At 59.7% G+C, this 26,493-nt stretch carries 21 protein-coding genes; 11 read left to right on the top strand and 10 right to left on the bottom strand.

Going from position 1 to position 26,493, the window contains the following annotated elements:
* On the bottom strand, nucleotides 1-550 hold a 550-nt coding region (locus BM069_RS05285), incomplete at its 3' end, for an AMP-binding protein (protein ID WP_139216141.1).
* A gap of 473 nt (nucleotides 551-1,023) precedes the next feature.
* Between BM069_RS05285 and BM069_RS05280 the strand changes: the two genes are divergently transcribed.
* Nucleotides 1,024-1,737 (top strand): trypsin-like serine peptidase, encoded by a 714-nt coding sequence (locus BM069_RS05280; protein ID WP_093321392.1) that lies wholly within the window; start codon nucleotides 1,024-1,026, stop codon nucleotides 1,735-1,737.
* Here the strand turns inward: BM069_RS05280 and BM069_RS05275 are convergent.
* The 6 genes from BM069_RS05275 to BM069_RS05245 form a co-directional block, all read right to left on the bottom strand.
* Nucleotides 1,734-2,336 carry a LysE family translocator gene (locus tag BM069_RS05275; RefSeq protein WP_093321114.1) on the bottom strand — a complete coding sequence of 201 codons (603 nt, stop codon included), beginning with the start codon at nucleotides 2,334-2,336 and terminating at the stop codon, nucleotides 1,734-1,736. The two genes, BM069_RS05280 and BM069_RS05275, sit on opposite strands and share 4 nt — an antisense overlap.
* A gap of 521 nt (nucleotides 2,337-2,857) precedes the next feature.
* Nucleotides 2,858-4,051: a beta-barrel domain-containing protein gene (locus BM069_RS05270; RefSeq protein WP_093321111.1), complete on the bottom strand. Its 1,194-nt coding sequence runs from the start codon at nucleotides 4,049-4,051 to the stop codon at nucleotides 2,858-2,860.
* Complete coding sequence (locus BM069_RS05265; protein WP_425288663.1) at nucleotides 4,048-6,285, bottom strand: type I secretion system permease/ATPase; 2,238 nt, start codon at nucleotides 6,283-6,285, stop codon at nucleotides 4,048-4,050. The genes BM069_RS05270 and BM069_RS05265 overlap by 4 nt, the downstream gene beginning before the upstream one ends.
* Nucleotides 6,286-6,323: 38 nt before the next feature.
* Nucleotides 6,324-7,646 carry a TolC family protein gene (locus tag BM069_RS05260; RefSeq protein ID WP_244503535.1) on the bottom strand — a complete coding sequence of 441 codons (1,323 nt, stop codon included), beginning with the start codon at nucleotides 7,644-7,646 and terminating at the stop codon, nucleotides 6,324-6,326.
* Between the two features lie 22 nt (nucleotides 7,647-7,668).
* Nucleotides 7,669-10,773 (bottom strand): Ig-like domain-containing protein, encoded by a 3,105-nt coding sequence (locus tag BM069_RS05255; RefSeq protein ID WP_139216140.1) that lies wholly within the window; start codon nucleotides 10,771-10,773, stop codon nucleotides 7,669-7,671.
* 250 nt (nucleotides 10,774-11,023) lie between these two features.
* Nucleotides 11,024-13,621 (bottom strand): calcium-binding protein, encoded by a 2,598-nt coding sequence (locus tag BM069_RS05245; RefSeq protein ID WP_093321099.1) that lies wholly within the window; start codon nucleotides 13,619-13,621, stop codon nucleotides 11,024-11,026.
* A gap of 603 nt (nucleotides 13,622-14,224) precedes the next feature.
* Between BM069_RS05245 and dusA the strand changes: the two genes are divergently transcribed.
* The 5 genes from dusA to BM069_RS20105 all read left to right on the top strand — a co-directional run bounded on the left by dusA (nucleotide 14,225) and on the right by BM069_RS20105 (nucleotide 18,490).
* Complete coding sequence (gene dusA, locus BM069_RS05235) at nucleotides 14,225-15,220, top strand: tRNA dihydrouridine(20/20a) synthase DusA (RefSeq protein ID WP_093321094.1); 996 nt, start codon at nucleotides 14,225-14,227, stop codon at nucleotides 15,218-15,220.
* Nucleotides 15,221-15,333: 113 nt separating this feature from the next.
* Complete coding sequence (locus BM069_RS05230) at nucleotides 15,334-16,161, top strand: sulfite exporter TauE/SafE family protein (RefSeq protein ID WP_093321091.1); 828 nt, start codon at nucleotides 15,334-15,336, stop codon at nucleotides 16,159-16,161.
* Complete coding sequence (locus tag BM069_RS05225; protein WP_244503534.1) at nucleotides 16,158-16,937, top strand: hypothetical protein; 780 nt, start codon at nucleotides 16,158-16,160, stop codon at nucleotides 16,935-16,937. Before BM069_RS05230 ends, BM069_RS05225 begins: the two co-directional genes overlap by 4 nt.
* A gap of 165 nt (nucleotides 16,938-17,102) precedes the next feature.
* Entirely contained in the window at nucleotides 17,103-18,368 is a 1,266-nt protein-coding gene (locus BM069_RS20110; RefSeq protein WP_093321083.1) for a calcium-binding protein, read from the top strand.
* Nucleotides 18,368-18,490: a hypothetical protein gene (locus tag BM069_RS20105; protein WP_280137030.1), complete on the top strand. Its 123-nt coding sequence runs from the start codon at nucleotides 18,368-18,370 to the stop codon at nucleotides 18,488-18,490. The genes BM069_RS20110 and BM069_RS20105 overlap by 1 nt, the downstream gene beginning before the upstream one ends.
* 69 nt (nucleotides 18,491-18,559) lie before the next feature.
* Here BM069_RS20105 and BM069_RS05215 read toward each other — a convergent pair whose 3' ends face one another.
* Genes BM069_RS05215 through ccmI form a run of 3 tightly spaced genes read right to left on the bottom strand, consistent with a single transcriptional unit; the run spans nucleotide 18,560 to nucleotide 20,510 of the window.
* Nucleotides 18,560-18,793, bottom strand: coding sequence for a DUF1289 domain-containing protein (locus BM069_RS05215; RefSeq protein ID WP_093321081.1), 234 nt, complete (start codon nucleotides 18,791-18,793; stop codon nucleotides 18,560-18,562).
* Nucleotides 18,790-19,266: a Holliday junction resolvase RuvX gene (ruvX, locus tag BM069_RS05210; protein WP_093321386.1), complete on the bottom strand. Its 477-nt coding sequence runs from the start codon at nucleotides 19,264-19,266 to the stop codon at nucleotides 18,790-18,792. The genes BM069_RS05215 and ruvX overlap by 4 nt, the downstream gene beginning before the upstream one ends.
* Nucleotides 19,267-19,268: 2 nt before the next feature.
* Nucleotides 19,269-20,510, bottom strand: a complete 1,242-nt coding sequence (gene ccmI / locus BM069_RS05205) for a c-type cytochrome biogenesis protein CcmI (protein WP_093321078.1) — start codon at nucleotides 20,508-20,510, stop codon at nucleotides 19,269-19,271.
* A gap of 189 nt (nucleotides 20,511-20,699) precedes the next feature.
* On the opposite strand from ccmI, the gene BM069_RS05200 reads away from it, so the two are divergent.
* From BM069_RS05200 to BM069_RS05180, 5 genes are all read left to right on the top strand, one after another.
* Nucleotides 20,700-21,947, top strand: a complete 1,248-nt coding sequence (locus tag BM069_RS05200; RefSeq protein WP_093321076.1) for a sarcosine oxidase subunit beta family protein — start codon at nucleotides 20,700-20,702, stop codon at nucleotides 21,945-21,947.
* Between the two features lie 15 nt (nucleotides 21,948-21,962).
* Entirely contained in the window at nucleotides 21,963-22,292 is a 330-nt protein-coding gene (locus BM069_RS05195) for a sarcosine oxidase subunit delta (RefSeq protein WP_093321073.1), read from the top strand.
* On the top strand, nucleotides 22,289-25,303 hold the full coding sequence (locus tag BM069_RS05190; protein WP_093321070.1) for a sarcosine oxidase subunit alpha family protein: 3,015 nt from the start codon (nucleotides 22,289-22,291) through the stop codon (nucleotides 25,301-25,303). The genes BM069_RS05195 and BM069_RS05190 overlap by 4 nt, the downstream gene beginning before the upstream one ends.
* Complete coding sequence (locus BM069_RS05185; protein WP_093321068.1) at nucleotides 25,296-25,865, top strand: sarcosine oxidase subunit gamma; 570 nt, start codon at nucleotides 25,296-25,298, stop codon at nucleotides 25,863-25,865. The genes BM069_RS05190 and BM069_RS05185 overlap by 8 nt, the downstream gene beginning before the upstream one ends.
* A 189-nt stretch (nucleotides 25,866-26,054) precedes the next feature.
* The gene (locus tag BM069_RS05180) at nucleotides 26,055-26,480 is read left to right on the top strand and encodes a hypothetical protein (protein WP_093321065.1); all 426 of its coding nucleotides are present in this window, start codon (nucleotides 26,055-26,057) and stop codon (nucleotides 26,478-26,480) included.
* Nucleotides 26,481-26,493: the final 13 nt, after the last annotated feature.

The following is a 26,493-nucleotide window of genomic DNA, read 5'->3' as shown; positions in this document are numbered from 1 at the left end:
CGCAGCCGTTCACGCGGGCAGCGAGGGCGTCGGGAGAGAAGCCGGCAAACACAATCGAGTGGATCGCACCGATGCGGGCGCAGGCCAGCATGGCGTAGGCCGCTTCGGGGATCATAGGCAGATAGATGACCACGCGGTCGCCTTTGCGCACGCCCAGCTGCTCCAGCACGTTGGCCATGCGGCAGACGCGGCGGTGCAGATCGGCATAGGTGATGGACTGCGCCGGCTCGTTTGGGTCATCGGGTTCAAAGATGATCGCGGCCTGATTGCCGCGGGTTTCCAGATGGCGGTCGATACAGTTGGCGGCGACGTTGAGCGTGCCGTCCTCAAACCACTTGATGTCGACCTGACCGGGCGCAAAAGAGGCGTTCTTCACCTTGGTGAACGGCTTGATCCAATCTACACGCTTGCCATGCTCCGCCCAGAAACCTTCCGGGTCGTTGATCGAGGCCGCGTACATCGACGCGTAGCGTGCAGCCGTGATGTGGGCGTTTTCTGCCAGCTCGTCCGACGGCGGGAATGTGTGGTTAACAATAGTATCCGGTGACATGGAGGCTCCTCTCCTCAATCTCAAAAACTCTCTCCCCGCTGCACAAATCCGCAGCGCCCAATCACAGAATAGAGAGAATAGAAAAGAACTAAATAAGCGCAGGAAATGAAACAACAGTTCTGTAAAAAGATTTCCTGTTAGCGCGGAAAATTTTGTGAATTAGTTTTCAGATGCCGGGAAGTGGCTTGGAAATAAGGGCCAAGCAGAGGTGGCGGCTTGATGACGGCCCGAGCCGAAAGTCGCGGTTTGACCGGTGGGGCGGGCGGAATTGGTGCCAATGGCGGGTGTGACAAAACGTTCCATGCAGATTTCCGGATGTGACAATCCTTGAGGGTGGGATTGCGGCAAGAAGGCGGCACTGGGACCGAGTTGTGCCGTGAATGGTGCCGAAATGGACGGCAAAACGCGCAGGTTTTGCCCGATTGCCGCCCAAGTGCGCGGGCTATCTGGTCGGGCTGTCCAGAGGAGCTGTCATGCGATTTTTGAAACTGATGTGTCTGATTGCCGGTTTGATGCCGACTGTGGCTTTTGCGGAGGCGCCCAAGCAGCGCAAGATCAAGGATGCCGTGCCGGGTGAAGCTTCTGTCGGGCGCTTGATGGTGAATGGCAACGCGATGTGCACCGGAGCCTTGGTGTCGCCTGATCTGGTTCTGACAGCGGCGCATTGTCTATATGATCCCAACTCAGGACGTCGGGTTGCACCGGATGTGATTGAGTTTCAGGCTGGCTTGCGCAACGGCAAGGCCTCGGCGGTGCGGCGCGTGAAAAGCACCATGCAACATCCCGAGTACCGCCACGTGCGCAAAGGCACGGCGCAGGTCGGGCATGATCTGGCTCTGCTACGGCTCACCCGCCCGATTGACAGCAATGCCGTGCTGCCGATGGCGCAGGATGTGCGTTTGGGGTCCGGTGATATGCTGGGGGTTCTGAGCTACACCATTGGCAACCGCAATGATCCGGTGCTGGAATACCCCTGTCGGGTTCTGGCCACCCAACATCAGACGCTGGTGATGAGCTGTGATGTGGATTTCGGGGCCTCTGGCGCGCCGGTTCTGGCGCTGACAAACGGCAAGAATCCGTCGTTGGTGTCGGTGGTATCGGCCCGCGCTGCCATGGGTGGCCGCACGGTGTCTGTGGGCACCACACTGACCGCCGAGGCGTTGCAACAGATGATGCGCGGCGGTTAACGGTCCAGCAGCAGGCGCAAACCAAGCGCGCCAAGGACTGCGGCGGCCACGCGATCCAGCCAGACTTTGCCGCGCAGATAGCGGCGGCTGACGGCTTCTGTGCTCATGCCAATGGCAATCGCAGTATAAACGATCCATTCGACAACAAGATGATTGGCGATGACCAGAAGGTTCTCGCCAAGCGTCATGTTGGGCGGGAAGATCACCACCAGCACAGCGGCGGCAAAGAGCACGGACTTCGGGTTCATCAGGTTGATCAGGATGCCTTGGCGAAAGGCATGGCGTGCGGGTTTGACATCTGCGTTCAGCGGCGCACGCGCCGATCTCCACATGCCGTAGGCGATCCACATGAGATACAGCGCACCGATGGTTTTCACTGCCGTGTAGGCCCACGGGAAGGCGACAAAGACCACTTCGAGACCAAAGAGCGCAGCAGCAGTCCAGAGCGCGGCCATGAGGCCAAGACCGAGACCCACAGCAATGCCTGCGCTGCGGCCTGACGTGAGCGTGGTTTTGACAGCGACCAGAAAGGCGGGGCCGGGGCTGGCGATGGCGGCCAGCAGGGCGATGTTGAAAGCGATGAGGTGGGTGAGGTCCATAACGCGCGCTCCGGTTGGGTTCGGGCGAGGGTACGCGAAAGGGCAGTCGGTGTCATGGATTAAGGAGGGGCGCGATGTGTTGGGCGTTATTCGTTGAAACGTGTGCTTGTTTTGCGCGCGGCGAAAGACGCCTTTGAGCCCAGAGTGTCTATGCCAATTCTTTAAACGTGACTTTGGGAAACATCCAAGTTACCTTTTGATGTGATCAAGCTTCGACACAAACTTGTAGTTTCTGCTTTCGCGCCCTTGCTTGGCTGGTTTACCATCAGTTTGAGGGCCCGTGGTGGCGTTATCTGATTGCTCTGGCGCTGTTTTTATTTGGCCTGATGTCCTTTTCCATTGAAAGCGCTCCGGATCGCTCGGGTTACGCCAATAGTGCCGATGACGGTCGTGGTCATAGTGCAGGCTTTGACGGTTCAGGCGGTGGAGATTGCTGAAATTCTGAACGGCAGCAAAGTCCGCACATCAGACATTCGCACAAAAGCCGTCTGCCATTTACAAAACCACGTGCAGTCCTGCCTCTACGGCTCCCGAAACGCCTCACGCGATTTGTAAAGCGGCTTCATCAAATACCGCAGCACGGTTTTTGAGCCGGTGTGCAACTCCACGCTGGCGCGCATGCCGGGGCGGATTTCGATGGCTTTCTGACGATCCGTGAGCTTGTCGATGTCCACCGTCACGGTCACGCGGTAAAACGGTGGGGCAGAGGGGTCGCGTTCGTCCTCAAAGGTGTCGGCGGAGATGAAATCCACCTTGCCTTTGAGCGTGCCGTAGATCGTGTAGTCATAAGCCGTGAGCTTGATCGAGGCGTCCTGACCCGGTTCCACGTTGGCGATGTTTTCGGGACGTACGCGGGCCTCGACAAAAAGGTCTTCACCCAGTGGGATGATCTCGAAAATCTCCTCACCGGGGCGCACAACGCCGCCGATGGTGGTCACGGCGAGGTTGTTGACGATGCCGCGCATCGGCGCGGTGATTACGGTGCGATTGAGCTGATCCGAGGCTAGCCGCATTTCCTGTTTGAGCGACGTGATGTCCTTGAGCGTGTCGGAATACTCCTCTGCCAGAACCAGTTCGGCCTGTGTGAGGATGTCCATATAGCGGATTTCGGCCTCAGATGCCTTTTCCCGCGCCTTGTTGACTTCCAGAAGTGCAACGTATTCTTTTTTGTAGAGGGTCTGCATGTTGCGCAGCTCCTCTTTGGCCTGTTCCAACTGCGTAAACGCGCCTTCTTTGCGGCTGTCCAGATCGGTCTGGCGCGCCTTCAGAAGTGAGCGCTCGGAAGACAGCATCCGGTCGGCGCGGGTCGCGAGGTCGGCTGGCACCTCAAATTCGTATGCGCCGGCGATTTCGGCCTCAAGCCGCATGCGGCGGATTTCCAACGCGTCGATCTGGTCTTGCAGGTCGTCAAAGGCAGAGCGGAAACGGGTGTCGCTGAGCGTGGCGAGCACTTGGCCGGCCTCAACCAGATCGCCCTGTTTGACGGCGAGGTCGGCGAGGATGCCGCCTTCGAGGTTTTGCACGGATTGGGAGCGGGAGGAGCTGACCACTTGCCCGTCGGCACGCACGATTTCATCGACCCAAGCAAAAGCGGCCCAGATCAGAAACAGGACCACCGCACCGGCAATCAGGCGGATGGTCAGGCGCGAGGCGCGCAACTGATCGTCAAAGGCAGTGTCGTCGGAGTCGAAATGTTCGGGCGTCAGGCTGGTCATGCGCGTTCTCCTGCGGCCAGATGTGCGAGGACTTTTTCGCGCGGGCCATCCACCACAAGGCGACCGCTTTGCAGGATCAGCGTGCGGGTGGAAAGCGCCAGAATGGGGGTGCGGTGGGTGGCGATGAGGGCGGTGCGGCCCTCAAGCCATGTGTCCAGACGGCTGACCAGTGTTCGCTCCAGTGTTTGGTCAAGCGCAGCTGTTGGCTCGTCCAACAGCACCACTGGCGGGTTTTGCAGCCAGAGGCGGGCCCAGCCGATAGATTGGCGCTGACCGATCGAGAGGCCTTCGCCGCCGTCGCGTACTTGCAGATCGAGGCCCTGTGCGTGGTTTCGAATGAATTCGCCAAGTCCCGCAAAATCAAGCGCGGCCATCAGGCGATCATCATCGCGCTCCAGCTGTGTCAGGTTGAGGTTGTCGCGCAGGGAGCCTGCGAAAAGGCGTACGTCTTGGCTAAGGTAGCCGATACCACGGCGCAGGTCGCGCGGGTCGATCTGGCCCATGTCGGCGCCATCGACAAGGATACGGCCTTTGGTGGGGCCGTAAAGACCCGCGAGCAGTTTCAGCAGCGTGGATTTGCCGGAGCCATTGGCGCCCAGAATGGTCACGCGCTGACCGGGTTTGATCACGACGCCTGGCACGTCCAATGTTGGCGCGGCGTCTTCGTCATAGGCAAAGCTGACCTCGCGCATCTCGAACCGGCCTTTGAGGGTTTCACGGCGCAGGTATTTGCGGGAGCCGTCTTTTTCCTGTTCGGAAAGGGCAATGGCATCAAGGCTTTCCAGTGCGCCTTTGACGTTGGACCAGCGCGCCAGCGTGCCTGCAAATTGGGTCAGTGGCGCGAGGGTGCGTGAGGTCAGGATGCCCACGGCGATGATGGTGCCAACGGTGAATTCGCCCGCGAACACCAGATAGGTGCCAATGACCACTGTGGCGATGTAAGCGATCTGTTGCACGCCTTGGGACCAATGGGTCAGGGCGGCCGCAAGGCGGCGTTGCTCGGCGCTGGAATGGCTGGAAACTTCGTTCAACTCGTCCCACAGGCGCAGCACGCGCTCTTCGCCACGTTGGGTTTTGACGGTGTCGAGTTCGGTGATGACCTCTTGCAGCAGACGACCGACTTTGCTTGATGCGCCCTGTGTCTGACGCGAGAGCGCAATCATGCGTTTTTGCAGGATATAGGCAGGTAGGACCATCAAGAGACCGCCAGCCACGAGCACCCAGACCATATTGCCCGCGATCGAGGCCACCAGCGCAAGGAAGATCAGGATAAACGGCATGTCCGCCAGAACGGCGATAGTGCTGGAGGTGAAGAAATCGCGCACAGCACCGAAATCGCGCATCGCTGCAAAAAGGCCGGACGGGGGCAGGGGGCGGCGGTCTGAGCGCATGCCAAGCAGGCGCTGCATCAGGCGGTGCTGGATCGATAGTTCCATCCGGCGACCAGCGGCGTCGGACATGCGGGCGCGGGCGAGCTTCAGCGCGCCTTCGAGAAGGATTGCGCAGACAACGCCCACAGCCAGAACCCAAAGGGTTGCCTCGGATTGATGCGGGATCACGCGGTCATAGACTTGCAACGAGAACAGCGCGACAGCCACCGCCAGAAGGTTGGCAACCAGCGAGCCGAGCATGATCTCCCCGACATGACGGCGGTATTTGGAAAACTCGCCCCAAAACCAGTGACCTGAGGACAGTTGCGGCACATGGCGGTCTGCCAATTGCCGCAAGCTTACCTTTGCAGCCAGCGCCTGACCGGTGAAAAAAGGTGCGAACTCGGCGACGGGCACTTCGGCACGGTTGTCGGGAAGGCTGGGGTCATAGACTGTCAGCGTGTCCTCGTCCTGTGACAACACCAGAACGGATTGACCGTTGCTCATCATGGTGATGGCGGGCCAGCTTTTGGGGCTGAGGGCGAGGTTTTTGTGCGCCTTGGGCTCCACGCCGGCATGGGCGAGTGCCTTGGCCAGCGCCGAGAGCGTCACATCTCCGGGGGCGGCGGTCCACATGAATTCGCCGACGTCCGAAACAGGGATATCAATCCCATGTAGCGCGGCCAGCGTCGCCACAAGACCCGCGCGGTGCTCGATGCGGGTGGCGGTGGCTTCGACCAGATCGTGAAGCGCATCGGCGGGTTTGTGGTGGGGCGCCGATTGGGACTTGGGTGGCGGAGTGGATGCCGGTTTTGCGGCCTGCGGTGCAGGGGTGGACGCGTTGGCGGCGGCGCGGGGTGTCACCGCGGCGATGGAGAGGACAACCGGGGCTTTGGCCTTGGTCAAATCGCGTCTCCGTCCGCAAGCAGGCCCATATCGCGGGCCAATTTCAACTGGGCGAGGATCTTGTCGTATTTCGCGTCAATCCCGTCCAGAGCGCGATAGGTGGATTGGTCATAGACATCCACCACTTCCAGCACAGACCGTTGACCGGCGCGGAACTGGGCTTGGAAAAGCTTGTAGGTTTCGCGCCCGTCACGGGCGAGGGTCTTGGCTTCGGCCTCCTGACGGGCAAGGCTGTCGATCTCGCGGCGCAGGCGGCTTTCGGAACGGGCGGCGTCCTCGCGCGCTTCAGCCACTTGCCGTTTGGCGGTTTCTTTTGTGGATTCAATCGCTTCTATGCGCTTGCCTGTGCCAAATCCAAGGCCGGTGTCGGTGCTGAGATCCAGCGACGCGGAATTGCCGCCGGTCGCCACGGTGCCGGTTGCCGACACCCCCGGAAGCTGGCCAGCACGCGCAACCGTGGCCTGAGCCACGGCGCGTTTGGCCTCTGCACCAGCCTTGATGACCTCAAGTGTCTCGACAGAGCCATTGATCTGGACCGGTGACACCGGTTCCAGATCAAAACGTGTGCCTGTCATGGCAGTTAGCTCGGACAACGCGGTTTCGACGCTTTCGGAGGCGGTGTCGCGCATCGTACGCAGGGTGCTGATCTTGGTCTGCACCATCCGCAGGTCGCCCTTGTTGGAGACGCCACCGGTGATGCGTCCCTCGACGATGTCGGCAAAGTGGTTCATCTGTTTCAGCGCGCTGTCGCCCAGCGACGCCTTTTCACGCCCGCGCAGTGCTTTGATATAAAGCGCCATAGCGGTGAATGCGCGATCGTTCATGTCCTGTGAAAGGGACACAGCAGCCACTTCGACATCCGCAGCAGCATAGTCCCGCTCGGCCTTCTTGCGGCCATGGTCAAAGATCACCTGATCCAGCACCAATCCTGCCACGACATCGCCGAGAGAGGTGAGCGACACGGTCGGGCCAAGGGTGGGCAGCCAGTTTTTGTCCTCTGCCTCTGCCCGCAGCTTCGCGGTCTTCAGTTCGGCTTCTGCGGCGCGGTTGGACGAGGTGAGGGCAACCTCCGACACATAGGCTAATCGGCTGTCATCAGGCAGTACCGAGCGGCGGGCCACAAGGGTTTCCAGAATGTCGGATTGCGCTTTGGTGTCGGGCTGGGAAAAGGCGCTGGCGGCCTTGGTGACTTCGGCGCCCTGTGCGGGTTTCGGTTTGAGAAAAGCCGGCGCGTCCATCGGCAAGGATTGCATGCACCCGCCCAACAGGCTCAGCCCCAGAAGGGGTAGCCAACCTTTGGTGAGGGGATGCATTGCCATGGTCTGCGGTCCGCGGTCTGTTTTAGACGATCACATTGATGTCCTGATCGATGACCAGCGTGACGCCATCATCCCCGATCGTGTAGACGTCGTAGACTTCCCCTTCGATATCAACGGTTTGACCCGTGCTTTGCGCGCCCGATACGGTCACTTGATCATCAGAGCCGCCGTGGATGGTCAGCGTGTCGGAGGTGTCTGACAGGTCGCGAATTTGCGCCTCGGTCAGGGTCAGGTGGGCGTCAGAGGCATAGTCGAGCTCGATGCCTTCAATATTGAACCCGTCCAGCGCCGCGTGATCCAGAGTGCCTGTGTTTGTGACGTTGTCATCCAACACAAGAAGCGTGTCGGACAGGTTTCCGGCGCTGTCTTCCGACGAAATCACCAGATGGGTGCCGTCTGAGGCGCGGGGGTTCAGAACAAACAGGCTTTCGTCGCCACCCATGGCCACTTCGGTGGTTGCCAGTTCGCTGGTGGAGCCGTTGGCGTGCAGGGCGTGGATTTCGTAGCTCTGATCTTCTGTCGTCAGGGAAACCGAGCTGACATCGTCGTCTGCAAACGTGACCGATTGCACGATGGGCGTGGTGATTTCGGTGTCGATGTCAAATGTCGCGGAGGTCGATGCGGAGTTGCCTGCCGCGTCTGTCACGGTCAGGGTGGCGCTGGCCGTATAGGTGCCTTCGGCCAATGCGCCGGGTTCATAGGTCACATACCAGTTGCCGGAGCCGTCGGCGGTGGTTGTGCGGGTCACGCCTTCGACAGTCACGGTCACGGTGGCGCCTGCCTCGGCGGTGCCATCCAGCACCAGACCTCCCTGCATCTGGGCGGCGTTGACGGGGCTTGTGAACATGGCGGCATTCACATCCAGCGTGACCGTGGTCGAGGTGTCCACGCGCAGGGTTCCGGTGGTGGTAGCCACGTTGCCTGCGGCGTCGGTGCCGGTCACGCTGACGGTGGCGTCATATTCGCCCTGTGGGATTTCGGCTGAAGTGAAAGCGGCTGACCATGTGCCGCCTGCGGTGGCGGTGACGGTGCGGGTGATGCCTTCGAGAGTGACCTGCACCATGGTGCCAGCGTCCGCGGTGCCGGTCAGGGTCACGCCCCCCGCCACATCTGCGGCGTTGGCCACGTCATCGCCACCTGCCTGACCTGAGTTGTAGCCCACCGACAGTTCGGTATCGACATGAACGGTTGCTGCGGTAGATGTGCTGTTTCCCGCGGGGTCGGTGGCCACCACGGTGACGGTGCTGTCATAGGTGCCTTGCGGGATTTCGGCGGCGGTCCATGAGGCAGTCCAATTGCCAAAGCTGTCTGCGGTGACGGTGCGGGTCACGCCTTCGAGCGTGATTTGCACCTGTGATCCGGCGTCGGCGGTGCCGGTCAGGGTCATGCCGCTGGCGACTTCGGCCGCGTTGGCGGTGTCGTCGCCGCCAAGCTGATTTGGGGTGATGCTGGCGGAGACTTCGGTGTCGACGGTGAAGGTCTCGCTGACTGTCGATGAATTGCCAGAGGCATCGGTGGCGACCACTGTCGCCGTGCTTTGATAGATGCCTTGCGGGACTTCAGCGGCGGACCAGCTCGCGGTCCAGTTGCCGTTGCCGTCGGCGATCGTGGTGCGGGTCACGCCTTCGACAGTGACTGCGACCTGTGCGCCGGCTTCGGCGGTGCCGGTCAGGGTCAGGCCTGTGGCCACTTCTGCGGCGTTGGCTGTGCCGTCGCCTGCGATGGGGGAGGTGATGGTGGCGCTGCTTTCGGTGTCCACGCGCACCGCAAAGGTCTGGGTCGCGCTGTTGCCAGCGGCGTCTGTGGCGGTGATTGTCACGTCGCTGTCATAGGTGCCTGCCGCAATTTCTCCGGCGGCGTAAGACATCGACCAGACGCCGTTGCCGTCCACGGTGACGGTTCTGGTCAGCCCCTGAAAGTCGATGGAAAGTGTGCTTCCGGGCTCGCCTGTGCCTGTCAGGACAACCCCGTTTGAGGCCTCCGAGGCATTGATCACATTGTCGCCCTCAACGGTGCCAAGTGTGGCGCCCGGCGCGATTGTGTCGACCTCAAGCACGTCTGTCACTGTGGTGGTGTTGCCACGCGCGTCGGTGGAGGTGATCGTCACAACGGTTTCATATTCGCCCGAGGTGATTTCACCGCCGGCAAATGTCACGGACCACGTGCCGTCATTCTGAACGGTTGTGGTGTGGGTCGTGCCGTCGATCTCTACAGTGATTGCGGCACCTGCCTCGCCTGTGCCGGTAATCACATGACCAGCGTCGGCCTCGGCAGCGTTGACCACTTCGCCTACGGACTGCGTGCCCTGAGTGACAACAGCGTCAGGCGCGGTGGTATCGATATCCACGGTTGGGCCGTCAAGATCATAGACAGTGCCGCCGGGCGCGGTCACGGTGACAACCGTGTCATAGACACCATCAGTCGGGAGTTCGGTCGGATCCAGAACAACTTCCCATGTGCCGCCACCCCCGATGGTCACGGTTTCGGTGACGCTTCCCACCTCAACGACCACCTCAGAGCCAGGCTCGCCGGTGCCGGTGATGGTCACGGTATCCGGTCCGGTGCCGCCGATGACGCGGCTCACGTCGGGATCATCCACCGTGGGCACGATTGCGCCACCGCCGCCGCCTGAGCCGCCTCCGCCGGTGCCAACAACGCCGGTCACAGCCGCCGCGCCACCAACGCCCAGAAGCGCGCCAAGGCCCGGACCTGCGGCCACGAGAGGGGCGACAACCGGTTCGATGCGTTCCAGATCCAGAAAGGTCAGATCGTCGTATTGCGACCATTTTTCGTTCATCGCAACAGAGTCATACTGGACAAAAAACTGATCCCCCACCGGCTCGCCGATGTCCACCTTGTGGAATTGCCCGTCCTTGCTCAGAAAAAGCTCTCGGTCTTCCGCGAGATCGCCCGCAAAATAGCCTTGAAGAGTGATGGTTTCGCCGCTCGCCAAAGTGATCACCAGATCACCGCCCTGACGCGTGTAAGATGTCACGTCCATCGGCGACAGATTCAGAGAGACATCGCTGGCCTGAGACACCGGAACAATGCCGTGATCCGCCATTGCAGTTTGCCCACGTACCACACCCCCGTCCGCACCGCGGACGGCATAACCAAAACTATTCATGAGTATTCACCGCTCTTGTTCAATATGCGGGCATTTTGCCCTTATGATTTGGCGGCACTATACGCAGTGAATAAAAATTTTCAAAATATTTTTTGGAATAGTTTTGGCCTAGGTTAAGGCGCGATTCGAAGGCAGAAAAAACTCTGTTGCCAAGGGGTTGGGCTCATTCACTCAATACGTGTGAATTTGAGCGAAAGAAAAAGGGTCGCCGAATGCGGCAACCCCAATAAAACTCGCAAAATGGCCTTTGTCAGAACAGAAAATCTTCCGCGCTAAAGTCGGTAAGGCTCGCTTCCTCTATGGTAATGTAGTTGGTAGCCCCCATGCGGATGATCACATCTGTGCCCGACTGACTCAGGTGATTGGCGTAGAGGTCGTCAAAGCCCGAAATGGACGTGACATCGGACAGGTCGATCCGATCACCTTCGGCGCTGTTGAAGTCGGCAAAAACATCAATGCCATCGCCATTTCTGTACTCAAAGACATCGGCACCGGCACCGCCGGTCAGCGTGTCTTCTCCGCGGCCACCATAGAGCGTGTCCGCCCCGTCATTGCCGAACAGTTGGTCGTTGTTGTCGCCGCCCGACAGAAAGTCGTTGCCATCATTGCCGTAGAGCCGGTCATCGCCGGTCTGGCCATAGATCGAGTCCTCGCCGTCGCCGCCCTTGAGTTTGTCAAAGCCGTTGCCGCCATAGATGGTGTCATCGCCGCCGTCGCCGTAGATGCTGTCTTTTCCGTTGCCGCCCGACAGCCGGTCAAAGCCTTCACCGCCGCGCAGGTCATCGTTGCCGTTATCGCCATAAAGGCTGTCGTCGCCGTTGCCGCCGTCAAGAAAGTCGTTGCCCTCGCCGCCGCGCAAGGTGTCGCGTCCGTTTTGGCCATTCAGGGTGTCTGTGCCGCTGCCGCCCTCCAGGCTGTCTCGTCCGCCGCCGCCATTGACTTGGTCATCACCTGCACCGCCCAGAAGGGTGTCGTTGCCTTTGTGCCCGTGCAACGTGTCCTCGCCCTCCAGACCGCTAAGTTTGTCAGCGCCATCGTTGCCGCGAAGGATGTCTTTGCCGCTTCCGCCATCAATCAGGTCCGCAGAGTTGCCGCCGTTGTGTTCCACAACGTGATTGATGGTGATCGCGATCAATTCATAGGGATCAAGGTCAAAGGAGATGTCGGTCAGCGAGGAGCCGAGATCACTGTGGCTGTAGAAAGTTTCCAGACCAATCACATCGGTTTCTGTCGGGAAATAGAAATCCGCAAGCGATGTCGGCGTGGTCACGCCTGGACGCAGGAAAATGTCGTCGGCTTCCGGCAGGTAGGTTTTCCAACTTCCGTTGATCTCTTTGATGAATCCGTCGCTATAGGCGTCGCCAAGGCGTGCAATCAGCGCGTCTTTCTCGGCTTCGGTAATCTCGCGACGCGGATTGCGCGACACCAGAAGCCCGTCTTCGTCATACACGCGGCCTTCGCTCAGGCCGTCAGATGAATTCGGGTCAATCCCAAAGCGCACTGCCGTCCACTGCGAGGCGCTTCCGGCCACGCCCGACAGGTCAAGCGCAAATTCATGCCCGAAATCGTCGCTGAGCGACATGACATAAACCACGGTGGTGTAGCCGTCGGCGAAGACGTTCACTTCCATCTCGGTCTGGTCAAAGCCATCCACCGAAATCAGCTGCATGTCGCCTGACATATTGTTAAATGTGCTGCTCAGATGCGCCAGCGCCATGCCCGCGGGGCTGAGTTGCATGTTGCCGTGCTCGTCCGGTGAGGCCGACACCGAAGAGCTGGTGTTGTGGTTGATGGCCCAGAACTCTGCGCCATCGACGCCAAGTTCGACCATGTTGGAGAAGAGTTCGATCAACGTGCCGGCCGCGCGCAATCCCAACGCGCTATAGTTGGCGGTGTCGATGTTCCATTCAGTCAAACGGATGTCGATCTCGTCAGGGATCAGCCCTTCCCAGACCGAGAGCCGCAGGTCGAGATTGCGCACTTCCATTCTGCTGGCGTCTTCGGTCAGGTCAAAGCTGCCTTCCCAGCCGGTGTAGTAGTAGTGGGCCACAATGCCGTCGAACCCGCCCTCGGAGGCAAACTGAAATCCGTTTGTGATGTCGCCGTCCGCGTCCAGCTCTTGCATCAGCTCGAGATTGCCTTTGATGACGCGCTGCTCGTAGGCGTTGAGGCTGTTGAAATAGTTCTGTGCGTCTTGTCCATCAGCCCAATCCGAAGGTCGCTCGTCGGCTTCCCAGTGCTGCATGGCGGCGATGGCATCGGCGTTGGAGATCGAGCCAGCGCTGGTGCCCTTGTAGTTGGAAGTTCCGCCGGTGACGTTGGCGGTCTGCACATAGAGGTCGGGGCTGTGGCCTCCCACCTCAACGCTGTTGAGGGCTGCGGTGATCGCGGCGGCGTTCTGGCCATAGGCGGTTTCGTCAATGGTTTGCCAGAATTCGTTGCCAATTTCATAGGCTTTGATCAGGGCCGCGTCCTCGCCCATGTACTCCAGCACCAGTCGGGACCACGTGGAGAGTTCCTCGGCATCGGTGTGGGTATCGTCAATGGCGGCAATCACAAGCGTGGTGGAGGTGCCGGTTTCCTTGCACCAGTCAAGATAGGCGCGCAGATCCGCGTCAAGCTGGTCAAAGCCCTGCGCGTTGGTGTCGAGACTGGAAATGTCCTCACCGACCGCGCGCCCACCGGGATAACGCAGATGTGAAACGTCAAGAATGTCTGCAGCGTCGGTGAAGCCGGTGTCAGGTACGCCGCCGGTTTCGTTTGCGTCTGACAATACGTTTGCGCCAAATATCTCGGCGGACACCGTGATCGGCGCCTGACTGTTGTCGATAGTAATTCTCGTCGGCATCGTTCCAAGTCCCTGATGTCTGCAAAATGTTCGAAATCATCGAGGGCGGGAGACATGGCTAGCGGCCGCAAATGACCTTTGGCACTGCGCTTGTCTCGCGCGCCGCGTTCTGCGTCAGGAGCATCAATTCTTGGCTCATCCTCTTCGCCGGCCGACGTTTGAACGTCAGGGCTCCGGCGTCCCTGATCTGGGCCTAGGTGGCAAAAGTTAACGAATGCTAACGGCAGGGAAGTGAAGGCAAACGAGGGGATTGAGCGCAAATCCAGAATAGATTTGCCTAAAAAGCCACAAAAGGTTAACGGTTTGGAATTATTGCGTTTCTAAAACGAGGTATGGGGAAATAGGTGCATTTCGCCACTGGTTTTTGCGAAAATTCAACGGAAATGGTTCGGTGGGGCGTTTCAAAATCCGGCGCGTGGAGGCAGCGGTCTTTCGGAAAGCGGCGGTGATTCTGGGCCAAATCGGGCCTTGGTTTTTTCGTTTTGCTGCCGACGGATTTGTTGTAGGAGGCGGTCTTCAGTGCCGCGCCTTGCGGGCGTGGCTCTGGCAAATCCGGCGCCAGACCTTACATGCCGACAACACGCCGCTGACCCGATTGAGCTCATGACCACACACGCCCTTGATACCTCCGCCCGTCTTTCCGTTGCACCCATGATGGATTGGACGGACCGACATTGCCGGTATTTGCACCGGCTGCTGTCGCGCGAGGTGCTGCTTTATACGGAAATGGTGACGTCGCCTGCTTTGGTGCGGGGCGGGGCGTTGCATCTGTTGGATTTCTCAGAAGCAGAGCATCCGGTGGCGGTTCAGTTGGGTGGGTCCGATCCCAAGGAATTGGCGCAGGCGGCGAAGTTGTGTGAGGCGCATGGCTATGACGAGGTGAACCTGAATGTCGGCTGTCCCTCGGACCGCGTGCAATCCGGTACCTTCGGGGCGGTGTTGATGAAAACGCCTGCGGTGGTGGCGGACTGTGTGAAAGCCATGCAGGACGCGGTGTCGGTCGAGGTCACAGTAAAATGCCGCATTGGCGTGGATGATCAGGCGCCCGATGAAGTCTTGCCCGACTTCCTGAACCACATGCAGAAGGTTGGCGTCAGGCGCGCGACCATTCATGCGCGCAAAGCGTGGTTGCAGGGACTGAGCCCGAAAGAAAACCGCGACATTCCTCCGTTGGACTACCCTTTGGTGCATCAGATGAAACGCGATTTTTCGGACATGCATCTGTCGATCAACGGCGGCATTGCCACGTTGGAAGAGGCCCAAGCGCATCTTGAAGCGGGCATGGACGGGGTGATGATCGGACGCGCCGCTTACCACAATCCGGCCGACATTCTGTGTCAGGCGGACCGGCGGATTTACGGCACCGGTCAAGACAGCGATCCGGTGGCTGTGGTGGCACAGATGTTGCCCTATATCGAGGCGCATCTGAGCGGTGGTGGCAAGCTGCATCAGGTGACACGGCACATGCTGGGCCTTTTTGCCGGACGACCGGGCGCACGAGGCTGGCGGCGTTATCTGTCGGAAAATGCCACCAAACCCGACGCCGACACCAAAACCGTCGAGGCCGCTTTGATGTCGGTGACACAAGCGGCGGCGTAAGGCACTGACATTTGGGTGACGATACGGCGCAGGGCAGGGCGGTGTCTTGCGGTGGCGTGTCTTTTCGGATTTAGCTGCGGGCGCGAACACACCCTATTGCCCGGAGACACCCTATGCCTGCTGATCCAACGCTTCTTTTGCAAATGCTGGTTTTGCTTCTGGTGATCGGCGCCCTTGCCGGCGTGCTGGCGGGGCTTTTGGGGGTCGGGGGCGGCATTGTTCTGGTTCCGGCGTTTTTCTATGCCTTCAGCGCCTTGGGCTATGACGGACCGCAATTGATGCAGATCTGTCTGGCGACCTCTTTGGCGACAATCATTGTCACGTCGGTGCGCTCTGTCCTTAGTCACAACAAAAAGGGCGCTGTCGATTGGGAAATCCTGCGCGGTTGGGCGCCGGGAATCGTTCTGGGCGCGGTGATTGGTGTTTTGGTGGCGTCTAACCTGCGGTCAGTGACGTTGCAGATTGTCTTTGGCGTTCTGGCCTTGGTGATCGGCGCATATATGGGGCTGGGCAAGTCCGAGTGGCGGTTGGGGCAATCTATGCCCAAGGGGCCTTTGCGCGCGATCCTGAGCCCGATGATGGGCTTTCTGTCTGTGCTGATGGGTATCGGCGGCGGCAGTTTCGGTGTGCCGCTCATGAGCCTGTTTGGCACTCCGATTCACCGTGCGGTGGCCACTGCGGCGGGATTTGGTGTGACCATCGCGGTGCCTTCGGTCATCGGCTTTCTGTTGTTGCCGATTGATCCCGCACACCGTCCGCCCTTTACCGTTGGTGCGGTCAATATGGTGGCGTTCTTTATCATCATCGCGATGACCCTGATGACCACCCCCATCGGCGTGCGCATAGCCCATGCGATGGATCCCAAGCCGTTGAAACGGGTCTTTGCTGTGTTCCTGACGTTGGTTGCGCTGAACATGCTGCGCAAGGCTTTGGGCTGGTGAGCCCCTTTTTCGCCAAAGGCTGGAGCGTGCTGCCGTTTGATGCGCGCGTCAAAGCCTGGGCGAAGGCGGCATGGCTGGCTGGTCAGGATGCGATGCGTGCGCCGGAGATGGCGCAGTGGTGGGCCTGTGAGAACACGTGGTTTATCGGTGTAGATGCTTTGCCCAACGATCCGTCGGGTGCCATCGGAGGAGTGGCGCTGGACGGCGCGCCGCTTTCGGCTCTGACAGAGCTTTACGGTCCTCTGCCTGAGTTGCACAGCGCGCAACTTTCGGTGGTGACGGCGGGATATCCCAGACCCCGAGACAATGAAAGCGAGGCGGCGTTTGGCTATCGTTTGCGACGGGACGCGGCACATATTGATGGATTGAAGCGTGGCCCGAAGGGCGAGCGGTTGCTGGAGGAGCCGCACCATTGGTTGTTGGGGCTGCCGTTGACCACCAATATCGATGCTGAGTCGCCGTTGGTGGTTTGGGAAGGCAGTCATGAGGTCATGCGTGCGGCTTTGGGGCGAGTATTGATGGAAATTCAGCCACAGGAATGGGCCGTAACGGACATCAGCGAAGCCTATCAGGCGGCGCGGCGTGAGGTGTTTGCGTCCTGCCGCCGTGTGCCGGTTTTGGCGCAGCCGGGAGAGGCGGTGCTCGTGCATAGATTGTGCCTGCACGGGGTGGCACCGTGGGAAGATCATGGCGCAAATGAGGCGAACCTGAGGGGAATTGCCTATTTCAGACCTGTGATGATCGGCGACATTCGAGGGTGGATCACCCAACCCTAAATTGAATCTCTCCCCCGTTTAGGTGGTTTCTGGAAACAGAAATTGCCGTGCGCGGTGATCGCTTCCCAATGGGAAACAATCGCACAAATATCTGTAAATAAGACAAAAATGTGGTAATTCTCTGGGGAGAGTGTGGCGGGTGCCAAAAATCCGGGGGGATTTGTTATGTTGATTACACTGAGTTTGTTATTGGGCGTGGGCTTGATGGTCTGGGCGATCGACGAGATCGGCAGCGATGACGAGTCTAGCAGCGCAAGCGACGAGCCGGAAACACCGGATCCCTCGCCTCCGGTTGATCCTGGTACGGACATTTTGGGCACCGCGGCCGGCGAGGTTTTGGCAGGTACGTCCGAAGGCGAATTGATCACCGGCGAAGATGGCAACGATACGATCAACGCAGGCGGCGGCAATGACGCGGTCTGGGGGGGCGCAGGAGACGACAGCCTGACCGGCGATGGTGGCAACGACGCGATCGGAGGTGGTCAGGGCAACGACTGGATCGCCGGTCGGATCGGCGATGATACGTTGTTTGGCGGAGATGGCGAAGACCGCATCATCGGTGGCTTTGGCGATGACTCCATGAATGGCGGCGACGGAGATGACACGCTGAGCGGACGTGAGGGCGACGATGTCATCCGCGGTGGCGACGGCGACGATGTGATTGACGACGGTCAGGGCAACAACACGATTTATGGTGGCCTCGGCCACGACACAGTGTCCGCAGGCGCCGGTGACGATGTGATCGGTGGCGGCTTTGGCGATGACTACCTTTATGGCAGCGACGGTGACGATGTGATTGGCGGCGGCGCTGGAGCGGATACGCTTGAGGGCGGCATTGGCAACGATCTGCTTGATGGCGGCGACGACAACGACGAAATGGACGGATGGGCCGGAGACGATACCCTGTTGGGCGGCGACGGTGACGACACGCTGATTGGCGGAGAAGACGCAGACGTTCTGGACGGCGGACTTGGCGCGGATGCTCTGGACGGCGGCGAGGGTTCCGACACGCTCTTTGGGCTGAGTGTCGAGGCAGCGCCTGAGGGTTCGGAAGAATCGGGTCCAACGGCGGTGGATGATGGCGCGGCTGACACCATGGTTGGCGGCGCAGGCGAAGATGTCTTCTGGCTTGGTGCGGGTGATTCCGGCACCGGTGGCGAAGGCGGCGACAACTTTATTCTGAGCCAGCTAGACCTTGCGGATGACGCTGAGGCGCCTGTCATTGAGGATTACGACCTCTTTGAGGATCAGATCATGATTGTGGTGCCCACCGACCCGGCGGGAACCGTGGAAATCACCGAAGATCCCGATGCGGCAGGCACAGCCCAGATTTCCTATAATGGCGAAATCATTGCCACGGTTGTGGGCGGGTACCCGTCGCTGACCGCGGATGCTGTGGTGCTTGAGCCGGCGGAACTGGTGACGCTGTGATGGGGTGGATCGCTGATCTGAACTGGTTTGCGTTGGTGTTCCTTGCGCCAATTCCGCTGGTTCTTCGGTCTTTGGCCTTGGTGAACGAGGTGGCAAGAATCTCGGAGCGAGACGCGGGATAACCGTTGCAAGTGACTAACAAAAAAGGGCCGCGCGATCTGCGCGGCCTTTTTTGACTCCGACAGATTTCCTTAGCGTTTCAGACGCGCTCCACGGCCGCCGCGGCGTTTGCGCAGACGAGGGGCGCGGTCGGGTAACTCTTGCATGATGGCCTTGCGCTCATCGGCTTCCATCTTGGACCAGCGCGTGATTTCGTCGATCGAACGCAGGCATCCGGTACAGATGCGCTCTTCGGGATGCACCACGCAAACCTGAATACAGGGGCTCTCAACCTCGTTGCGTTTCCAGACGATATCCTTGCTCAAAGCGCGCTCCTGATGTGCTTGAGCCGATCAAGGCTCCCTTGCAGGATATACCCGGCGGCCACGTGATCGATAACCTCTGCGCGACGTTTTCGTGTCGTATCCGCCTCTAGAAGGGCTCTTTCGGCCGCCACGGTGGACAGACGTTCGTCCCAGAACCCGATCGGGCAGGGGACCAAAGGCAGCAGATTGCGGGCAAAAGCACGGGTGGATTGCGCGCGCGGCCCCTCAGAGCCATCCATGTTGCGGGGCAGACCGAGGACAATGCCGCCGATCTGGCGGTCTTTGATGATCTCCACCAGTCGCGCGGCGTCCAGTGTGAATTTCTTGCGTTTGACGGTTTCAATCGGCGTCGCCACGGATTGCATCAGATCGGACACCGCCACTCCGATGGTTTTGGTGCCAAGATCGAGCCCCATCAACGCCTGCATTTGCGGGAGGTTGGCGGCCATATCTTCGAAGTCGTCAAAAATCACGCTCATTGCGTCACTCCGGCGCGGCGGGCGCCGGCGCGGACCACTTCAAGCGCGTCGGGCACCGCGGCAAAGACCTGCTGGGCCTCGCCCCAGATCAGCGCTGCGCGGTCTTGTTCGCCAAGCACGCCATAGGCCGAAATCAGGCGCGCCCATTCTTCGGGCGTGCCACCTTCGGTTGCCAGCCGGTCGGCCAACCCTTCGACCATGCTGCGGATCATTGCTTGTTGGTCTTCGGAGTCCATTTCGCTGGCGGCCTGCATGTCTTCAGCTGTGGGGCCTGAAAGGGTGCCGCCGTGTGGCCCCATCGGCGCGGGCAGTTGATAGTTTTTCACCCCCGCAAACCACGAAAGATCTTCCATCCGCATGCGTATAGGGGCGACCCACGGGGCATCGGGCGGGCTTTGCAGCAAAACCTGATCCCAAATTTGGAACGTTGCATCAGGGCGGCCGTTTTGCATCAGCATCAGCCCCCAGTAATAGCGCCCCAGAAGGTTCGTCGGCTCTTTGTCCAATGCGGCCTGAAGCGAGGCCTGCGCCTCGGGCGAGACATATCCGTTGGCCGCCGAAATCAGCATGCTTGCGTGGATCAAATAGTCTGATGGCGTGGCCTCGGCCCCCTTGATACGGATCACCTGCGCCTGGGCTTGGTGGGCCGCAATCAGATTGTTGAGGCTCGCCTCGTTCTGGGCCAGGAGTACATGTCCGCGCAGATCGTCTGGATTGTCTTTGACCGCTACGCGCAGCTTTTCCATCAGCGCGGCAAACTCCGCGTCGGGCTCTACCGGCTGAGGCGCTGGCAGGCTTGCCTCGGCAACATCCTGTCCGTCGCGGTTATCAAGGCGTTCCTTGGCCATCGCCACGCGCAGATCAAGCGGCTGATCGTCAGCGCCGTTTTCGCCGAGCACCGCATACAGACCAAAAGTTCCCCCTGCGATTATCAGGGCCAAAACCGCGATGAGACCCTTGAGAGCAGGGCCGCCTGAGGCGGTGCTGTCGTCAGCGGCTTGAAGCTGCGCGTCCGCAGACAGGATGCGGCGCGAAATTTCGGTGCGGATTCGGGTCGCGTCGCTTTCGTTGATCACGCCTCGGGTCAAATCCTTGTCCACGTCCTTGAGCTGATCGCGATAGACGCGCAGGTCATAGGCGGCGGGATGTTCTTCCGCTTCGGGGCGCCGCAACACCGCAAGCGCCATAAGCGCAATAGACACAAGGGCGAATACGCCAGCTACAATCCAGAAAGTCATCGGGCCTCCGTCGGGTTGGACCACATGTAATCGTGCAGGCTCTTGAGCTAAAGGGAAAATCACATAAGCGACAGTCAGGGCAGCAACATGTCGCAACCGGAACGCAAATAGGCGCTTTGAACAGGGTGTGCGCAGGCATGCTACGGGCATAAACTGGGGGAAAGCTTTGCCCTATCGGAATCACTGCCCATGAGACGTTATTCAGCCTTTGCCATCGCTCGCGAAGCCGCCCGGTATCACACCGGATGGGAACGCGCGTGGCGGTCGCCGGAACCCAAGAAGAAATATGATGTGATCATCGTGGGCGCGGGGGGGCATGGCCTTGCCACCGCGTACTACCTTGGCAAGAACCACGGCATCACCAAAGTGGCGATCATCGAAAAGGGCTGGCTGGGCGGCGGCAACACGGGGCGCAACACCACGATTATCCGCTCCAACTATCTGCAAGACAGCTCGGCCGCGATCTATGAAAAGGCGCGGTCCTTGTATGAGACCATGTCTCAGGATCTGAACTACAACGTCATGTTCTCCCCGCGTGGGGTTCTGATGCTGGCGCAGACCGAAAGTGAAATCCGCGGCTATCAGCGCACCGCGCACGCCAACGCGCTGCAAGGTGTGCAGACCGAATTTGTCGGGCCCGAGCGCGTCAAGGAACTGGTGCCGATCATCAACATCGACGGGCCGCGCTATCCGGTTCTGGGCGGGCTCTGGCAGGCGCGCGGCGGCACAGGTCGTCACGACGCGGTGGCATGGGGCTATGCGCGGGCATGTTCCGACATGGGCATGGACATCATCCAGAAATGCGAAGTTGTGGGTGTGCGTCAGGAGGCTGGCAAAGTGGTCGGTGTCGATACCACCAAAGGCCCGATCGATTGCGACAAGCTGGGGCTGGTTGTGGCCGGTAACTCCGGCGATCTGGCGAACATGGCGGGCTTCCGTCTGCCGATGGAATCTGTGGCGCTTCAGGCGCTGGTTTCGGAACCGATCAAGCCTTGCATGGACATCGTCGTGATGGCCAACACAGTGCACGGTTATATGTCTCAATCGGACAAAGGCGAGATGGTCATTGGCGGCGGCACCGACGGGTTCAACAACTACACCCAGCGCGGCAGCTTCCACCACATCGAAGAAACCGTGCGTGCGCTTTGCGAAACCTTCCCGATGGTCAGCCGTCTTAAGATGTTGCGCCAGTGGGGCGGCATCGTGGATGTGACCGGCGACCGCTCCCCTGTGATTGGTAAAACGCCCTTGGGCAACTGCTTTATTAACGCAGGCTGGGGCACTGGCGGGTTCAAAGCCATTCCGGGCGGCGGCTGGGCCACGGCCGAGTTGATCGCCAAAGGCGAGCCTGGACCGCTGAGCGCCGAATTTGGCATGGAACGTTTCATCGAAGGCCGCTTCATCGACGAAAGCGTCGCGGCTGGCGTAGCACACTAAGGAGAGGGCAAGCATATGTTGACACTTCAATGCCCCTATTGCGGCGTCTGGGCCGAGGAAACCGAGCTTCATGCCGAAGGAGAAGCGCATCTGAAACGCTTTGGCCCCGGCTCCAGCGACGACGAGTTTGAGAGCTATCTCTTCATGCGCGAGAACCCCAAGGGTGTGCATTTCGAGCGCTGGCGGCATTCAAACGGTTGCGGCAAGTTTTTTCACGCGGCGCGCAGCACCACAACTCTTGAGGTCTTTGGCACGTATTCCGCCCAGACCCTAGAGCCGCCACAAGACATCAAAGACAAGATCTCGGCCAAGTATCCGAATTGGTCGTGGAGGGACTTCTCATGAGCACACGCCTCACCTCTGGCGGTCGCCTTCTGAACAAATCCAAACAGGTTTCGTTCAGCTTCAACGGCAAGAAACTCACCGGTTATGAGGGCGACACGCTAGCCTCGGCACTTCTGGCAAACGACCAGATGCTGATGGGCCGCTCGTTCAAATACCACCGCCCGCGCGGCGTTGTGGCCTCTGGTGCCGAAGAACCGAACGCGCTGGTTAACCTTGGTGCGGGCGGTAAGTTTGAGCCCAACCAACGTGCCACCACAACAGAGCTGTATGACGGGTTGAGCGCGACCAGCCAGAACCACTGGCCGTCACTTGAGTTTGACGTGGGCGTCGCCAACAACTACGCCGCGCGTTTCCTGCCGGCGGGCTTTTACTATAAGACCTTCATGGCGCCCCGCGCGGCTTGGAAGCATGTCTTTGAACCCATCGTGCGCCAGTCCGCAGGGCTTGGCAAAGCGCCGAAAGATCGCGACGCGGATCGTTACGAGCACTACTACGCCTTCTTCGACGTTGTGGTTGTCGGCGGCGGTGTCGCCGGTTTGCAGGCGGCGAAAGCCGCAGGGCAGGCGGGTGCCAAGGTTCTTCTGATGGAGCAGACCGCCCATTGGGGCGGCCGCGCGCCTGTTGATGGCGGCGAGATTGACGGCAAATCCGCTGAGGACTTCGTGAACGCCACCGTGGCGGAACTGAACGCGATGGACAACGTCACCATTCGCAGCCGCATGATGGGCGCAGGGGTCTATGACCACGGCTACATGCTGGGCTATGAGCGCCTGACCGATCACGCGCCCGCCGTGGCGGGGCCGCGTCATCGCCTGTGGCGCATCCGTGCCAAGCAGATTGTGACCGCGACCGGCGCGATTGAGCGACCGCTGTCCTTTGCAGGCAACGACATTCCTGGTGTGATGCTGGCAAGCGCCGTGCGCGACTATTCCGTGAACTTTGGCGTGTCGTCAGGCGACCGGACTGTGGTCGTAACCAACAACGACGACGCCTATCGCACTGCGATTGCACTGAAAAACGCTGGCCTTGAGGTACCCGTGATCCTTGACGCCCGCGCCACAGGCGGCGGTGCGCTGGCCGATGAAGCCAAGGCGCTCGGTATCCGCGTGGAAAACGGCAAAGCCATCGCCAAGGTCAAAGGCGGCAAACGCGTGACCGGCGTGGCGATCTGTGCGCAAGCCGGCGAAGGTGCGGTTCTGGAAGAAATCATGTGTGATGCGGTGGCCATGTCCGGCGGCTGGTCGCCTGTGGTGCACCTCTGGTCCCACTGTGGCGGCAAGCTGATCTGGGACGAGACACAAGCCCACTTCCGCCCCGATCCCGACCGCGCCCCGACCAGCCATGACGGCAACGGCTTTGTTGTCACCGCAGGCACCGCAAGCGGTCCGCTTTTGACCGGTGACGTGCTGGCGGATGCGCAATCTGCGGGCATCGCGGTGGCGAAAGCAGCAGGCTTCGACGGTGCCGCTGGTGCCGCTCCGAGCGCTGAGGCGCAGGCCGAGGCGGGCATGGAACCTGTCTGGCTGATGCCGCAGGGTGCGGGTCCAAAGCTGCGCATGAAAGCATGGCTCGATTATCAGAACGACGTGAAAGTGTCGGACGTGAAGCTGGCCGCGCAGGAAGGCTATGAAAGCGTGGAGCACACCAAGCGTTACACCACGCTTGGCATGGCAACCGATCAGGGTAAACTCAGCAACATCAACGGATTGGCCGTGCTTTCTGATGCGTTGAACCAACCCATCCCGGCGACTGGCACCACCACGTTCCGCCCGCCGTATACGCCGATCTCGATGGGCTCCATCGCGGGCGAAGCACGCGACGAAGCATTCCAGCCGCTGCGTCGCACGCCGATCCACGACTGGCACGAGGCCAACGGCGCGTTCTTTGAACCTGTCGGCCAATGGCGTCGGCCCTATTGCTTCCCTCGCGGCAGCGAAAGCCACGCCGATGCGGTAACACGCGAGATCAACCAGACCCGCAAATCCGTGGGCCTTCTGGATGCGTCGACGCTGGGCAAGATCATCGTCAAAGGCCCGGATGCGGGCAAATTTCTCGACATGATGTACACCAACATGATGTCGACGCTGAAGCCGGGCAAATGCCGCTATGGCCTGATGTGCAACGAGAACGGCTTCCTGATTGATGACGGCGTTGTGGCGCGCATCGATGAGGACACCTTCCTGTGTCACACCACCACCGGTGGGGCAGAGCGTATCCACGGCTGGATGGAAGACTGGCTGCAATGCGAATGGTGGGACTGGGAGGTCTTTACTGCCAATGTCACCGAGCAATACGCGCAGATCGCGGTTGTGGGCCCGAACGCCCGCAAGGTGATCGAGAAACTCGGCGGTGAGATGGATGTCTCCAAAGAGGGTCTTGCCTTTATGTCATGGAAAGACGGCAAGATCGGCGATTTCGACGCGCGGGCGTACCGGATTTCGTTCTCTGGTGAGCTGTCCTATGAAATTGCTGTGCCTGCCTCACAGGGCCGCGCCTTTTGGGATGCTCTGCTGGCAGCAGGTGAAGAATTTGGCATCATGCCCTACGGCACCGAAGCGCTGCACGTGATGCGGGCCGAGAAGGGCTTTATCATGATTGGCGACGAGACTGACGGCACGATCATCCCGCAAGATCTCAATATGCAGTGGGCGATTTCCAAGAAGAAAGAAGACTTCCTTGGCAAACGCGCGCAGCTGCGCGACCACATGGCCAGCCCTGACCGCTGGAAGCTGGCGGGTTTTGAAACCGTGGATGGCTCGGTCATTCCTGACGGATCCTATATCGTTGCGAGTGGCAGCAACGCCAACAACCAGCGCAACGTGCAGGGTCGTGTGACTTCGACCTATTATTCGCCGACGCTGGATCGTGGCATTGCCATGGGCCTTCTGCACAATGCGCTGGATCGCATGGGCGAGGTTGTGGAATTCAACAAAGTGGATGGCAGCACCGTAAAGGCCAAGGTGGTCGATCCGGTGTTTTATGACAAAGACGGGGAGAAGCAGAATGTCTAAGGCAGTGAGTGCGCTCTCCGGCGCGAAATTCGCAGGGTTCGCTACGGTCACGGAAACCGGTTTGCGGGGAATGATCACCGTGCGTGGTGATCTGGCGTCCAAAGAGATGGCAGCAGCGGTCAAATCCGCCACCGGTGCGGGTGTCCCGGATCAGCGCAAAGTGAGCGTGGGCGACAAAGGCAAAGTGGCGTGGATGTCACCGGACGAGTTGCTGGTTGTTGTCGAATACGCCACCGTTCTGGATACGGTGGCAACATTGACAACAGCGCTGGCAGGCAGCCACGCACTTGTTGCCAATGTGTCTGATGCCCGTGCGGTTTTTGAAATCAGCGGTGAGGGCAGTCGCGATGCCTTGGCAAAACTGGCGCCTGTTGATCTTTCCAAATCGGCCTTCGCACCGGATGAAATCCGACGCACCCGTATCGCACAGGTTCCTGCAGCTTTCTGGCAAACTGGTGACTCTTGTTTTGAGGTGATTTGTTTCCGGTCTGTGGCGCAATATGTGTTTGATGTTCTGCGTCTGTCGGTCACGAACGGTGGCGAGGTGCACCACCTCGTCTGACGGTGGTGACGTCGGGTCGGTTTTTCCATAGGTTTTGAAACTGGAGCTTGACGCCGAACGGCGTCGAGTTGCATGACATCATTCAACGTGTGCTGTTATTAGTTTTCTCTATTTATGCGATATCTGAATTGAAGGTAATTTCGAATATGACCGTCAATTCCCTAATTGCGAAATCCGACGACGGACGATATGAAGAAACGAATTTCTACACTGGTTGCGGCCACCATTTTTCTTGTTGGCACGGCACATGGTGCCGAGCGTGCATTTTTTTGCGAATACAAAAGCGGCTATGGCGGGTGGACACCCGAAGCCGCGCTCTTTGTTTTCGACGAAGAGAAGGGCACCGCGGAAGCCTATGACTACTGGATCAAGACAATGCACAGCAAACCGATTGCGGTTGATATGTCGCGTGCGTCTACTCAAAGAATTCAGCTCAATTGGCGGCTGAACAAAATCCCATCCAAATTCCGCGGCGGTGAAACCCAGCTGGTCGACGTCAATTACCGCGCCACGATCAATCTGAAGACCAAGCAGGGCACGGTGCGTGTCACGCCAACGGTGGACGTTCTCAACAACACCAAAGCCAGCGGAAAGTGCCGCGAAGTGCAGCCGTAAAGTCTGGTGTGGC

It is taken from the genome of Shimia haliotis (assembly GCF_900114415.1).
Taxonomy (GTDB): Bacteria; Pseudomonadota; Alphaproteobacteria; order Rhodobacterales; family Rhodobacteraceae; genus Shimia; species Shimia haliotis.
Note: the sequence above shows the minus strand (reverse complement) of the source record. Positions and strands in the feature narration are given on the sequence as shown.

What these genes read in the sequence shown, in the direction of transcription:
- BM069_RS05280 (WP_093321392.1), top strand. Translation starts at nt 1,024, where the DNA reads ATGCGATTTTTGAAACTGATGTGTCTGATTGCCGGTTTGATGCCGACT.
- BM069_RS05275 (WP_093321114.1), bottom strand. Translation starts at nt 2,336, where the DNA reads ATGGACCTCACCCACCTCATCGCTTTCAACATCGCCCTGCTGGCCGCC.
- BM069_RS05270 (WP_093321111.1), bottom strand. Translation starts at nt 4,051, where the DNA reads ATGACCAGCCTGACGCCCGAACATTTCGACTCCGACGACACTGCCTTT.
- BM069_RS05260 (WP_244503535.1), bottom strand. Translation starts at nt 7,646, where the DNA reads ATGGCAATGCATCCCCTCACCAAAGGTTGGCTACCCCTTCTGGGGCTG.
- BM069_RS05255 (WP_139216140.1), bottom strand. Translation starts at nt 10,773, where the DNA reads ATGAATAGTTTTGGTTATGCCGTCCGCGGTGCGGACGGGGGTGTGGTA.
- BM069_RS05245 (WP_093321099.1), bottom strand. Translation starts at nt 13,621, where the DNA reads ATGCCGACGAGAATTACTATCGACAACAGTCAGGCGCCGATCACGGTG.
- dusA (WP_093321094.1), top strand. Translation starts at nt 14,225, where the DNA reads ATGACCACACACGCCCTTGATACCTCCGCCCGTCTTTCCGTTGCACCC.
- BM069_RS05230 (WP_093321091.1), top strand. Translation starts at nt 15,334, where the DNA reads ATGCCTGCTGATCCAACGCTTCTTTTGCAAATGCTGGTTTTGCTTCTG.
- BM069_RS20110 (WP_093321083.1), top strand. Translation starts at nt 17,103, where the DNA reads ATGTTGATTACACTGAGTTTGTTATTGGGCGTGGGCTTGATGGTCTGG.
- BM069_RS20105 (WP_280137030.1), top strand. Translation starts at nt 18,368, where the DNA reads ATGGGGTGGATCGCTGATCTGAACTGGTTTGCGTTGGTGTTCCTTGCG.
- ccmI (WP_093321078.1), bottom strand. Translation starts at nt 20,510, where the DNA reads ATGACTTTCTGGATTGTAGCTGGCGTATTCGCCCTTGTGTCTATTGCG.
- BM069_RS05200 (WP_093321076.1), top strand. Translation starts at nt 20,700, where the DNA reads ATGAGACGTTATTCAGCCTTTGCCATCGCTCGCGAAGCCGCCCGGTAT.
- BM069_RS05195 (WP_093321073.1), top strand. Translation starts at nt 21,963, where the DNA reads ATGTTGACACTTCAATGCCCCTATTGCGGCGTCTGGGCCGAGGAAACC.
- BM069_RS05190 (WP_093321070.1), top strand. Translation starts at nt 22,289, where the DNA reads ATGAGCACACGCCTCACCTCTGGCGGTCGCCTTCTGAACAAATCCAAA.
- BM069_RS05185 (WP_093321068.1), top strand. Translation starts at nt 25,296, where the DNA reads ATGTCTAAGGCAGTGAGTGCGCTCTCCGGCGCGAAATTCGCAGGGTTC.
- BM069_RS05180 (WP_093321065.1), top strand. Translation starts at nt 26,055, where the DNA reads ATGAAGAAACGAATTTCTACACTGGTTGCGGCCACCATTTTTCTTGTT.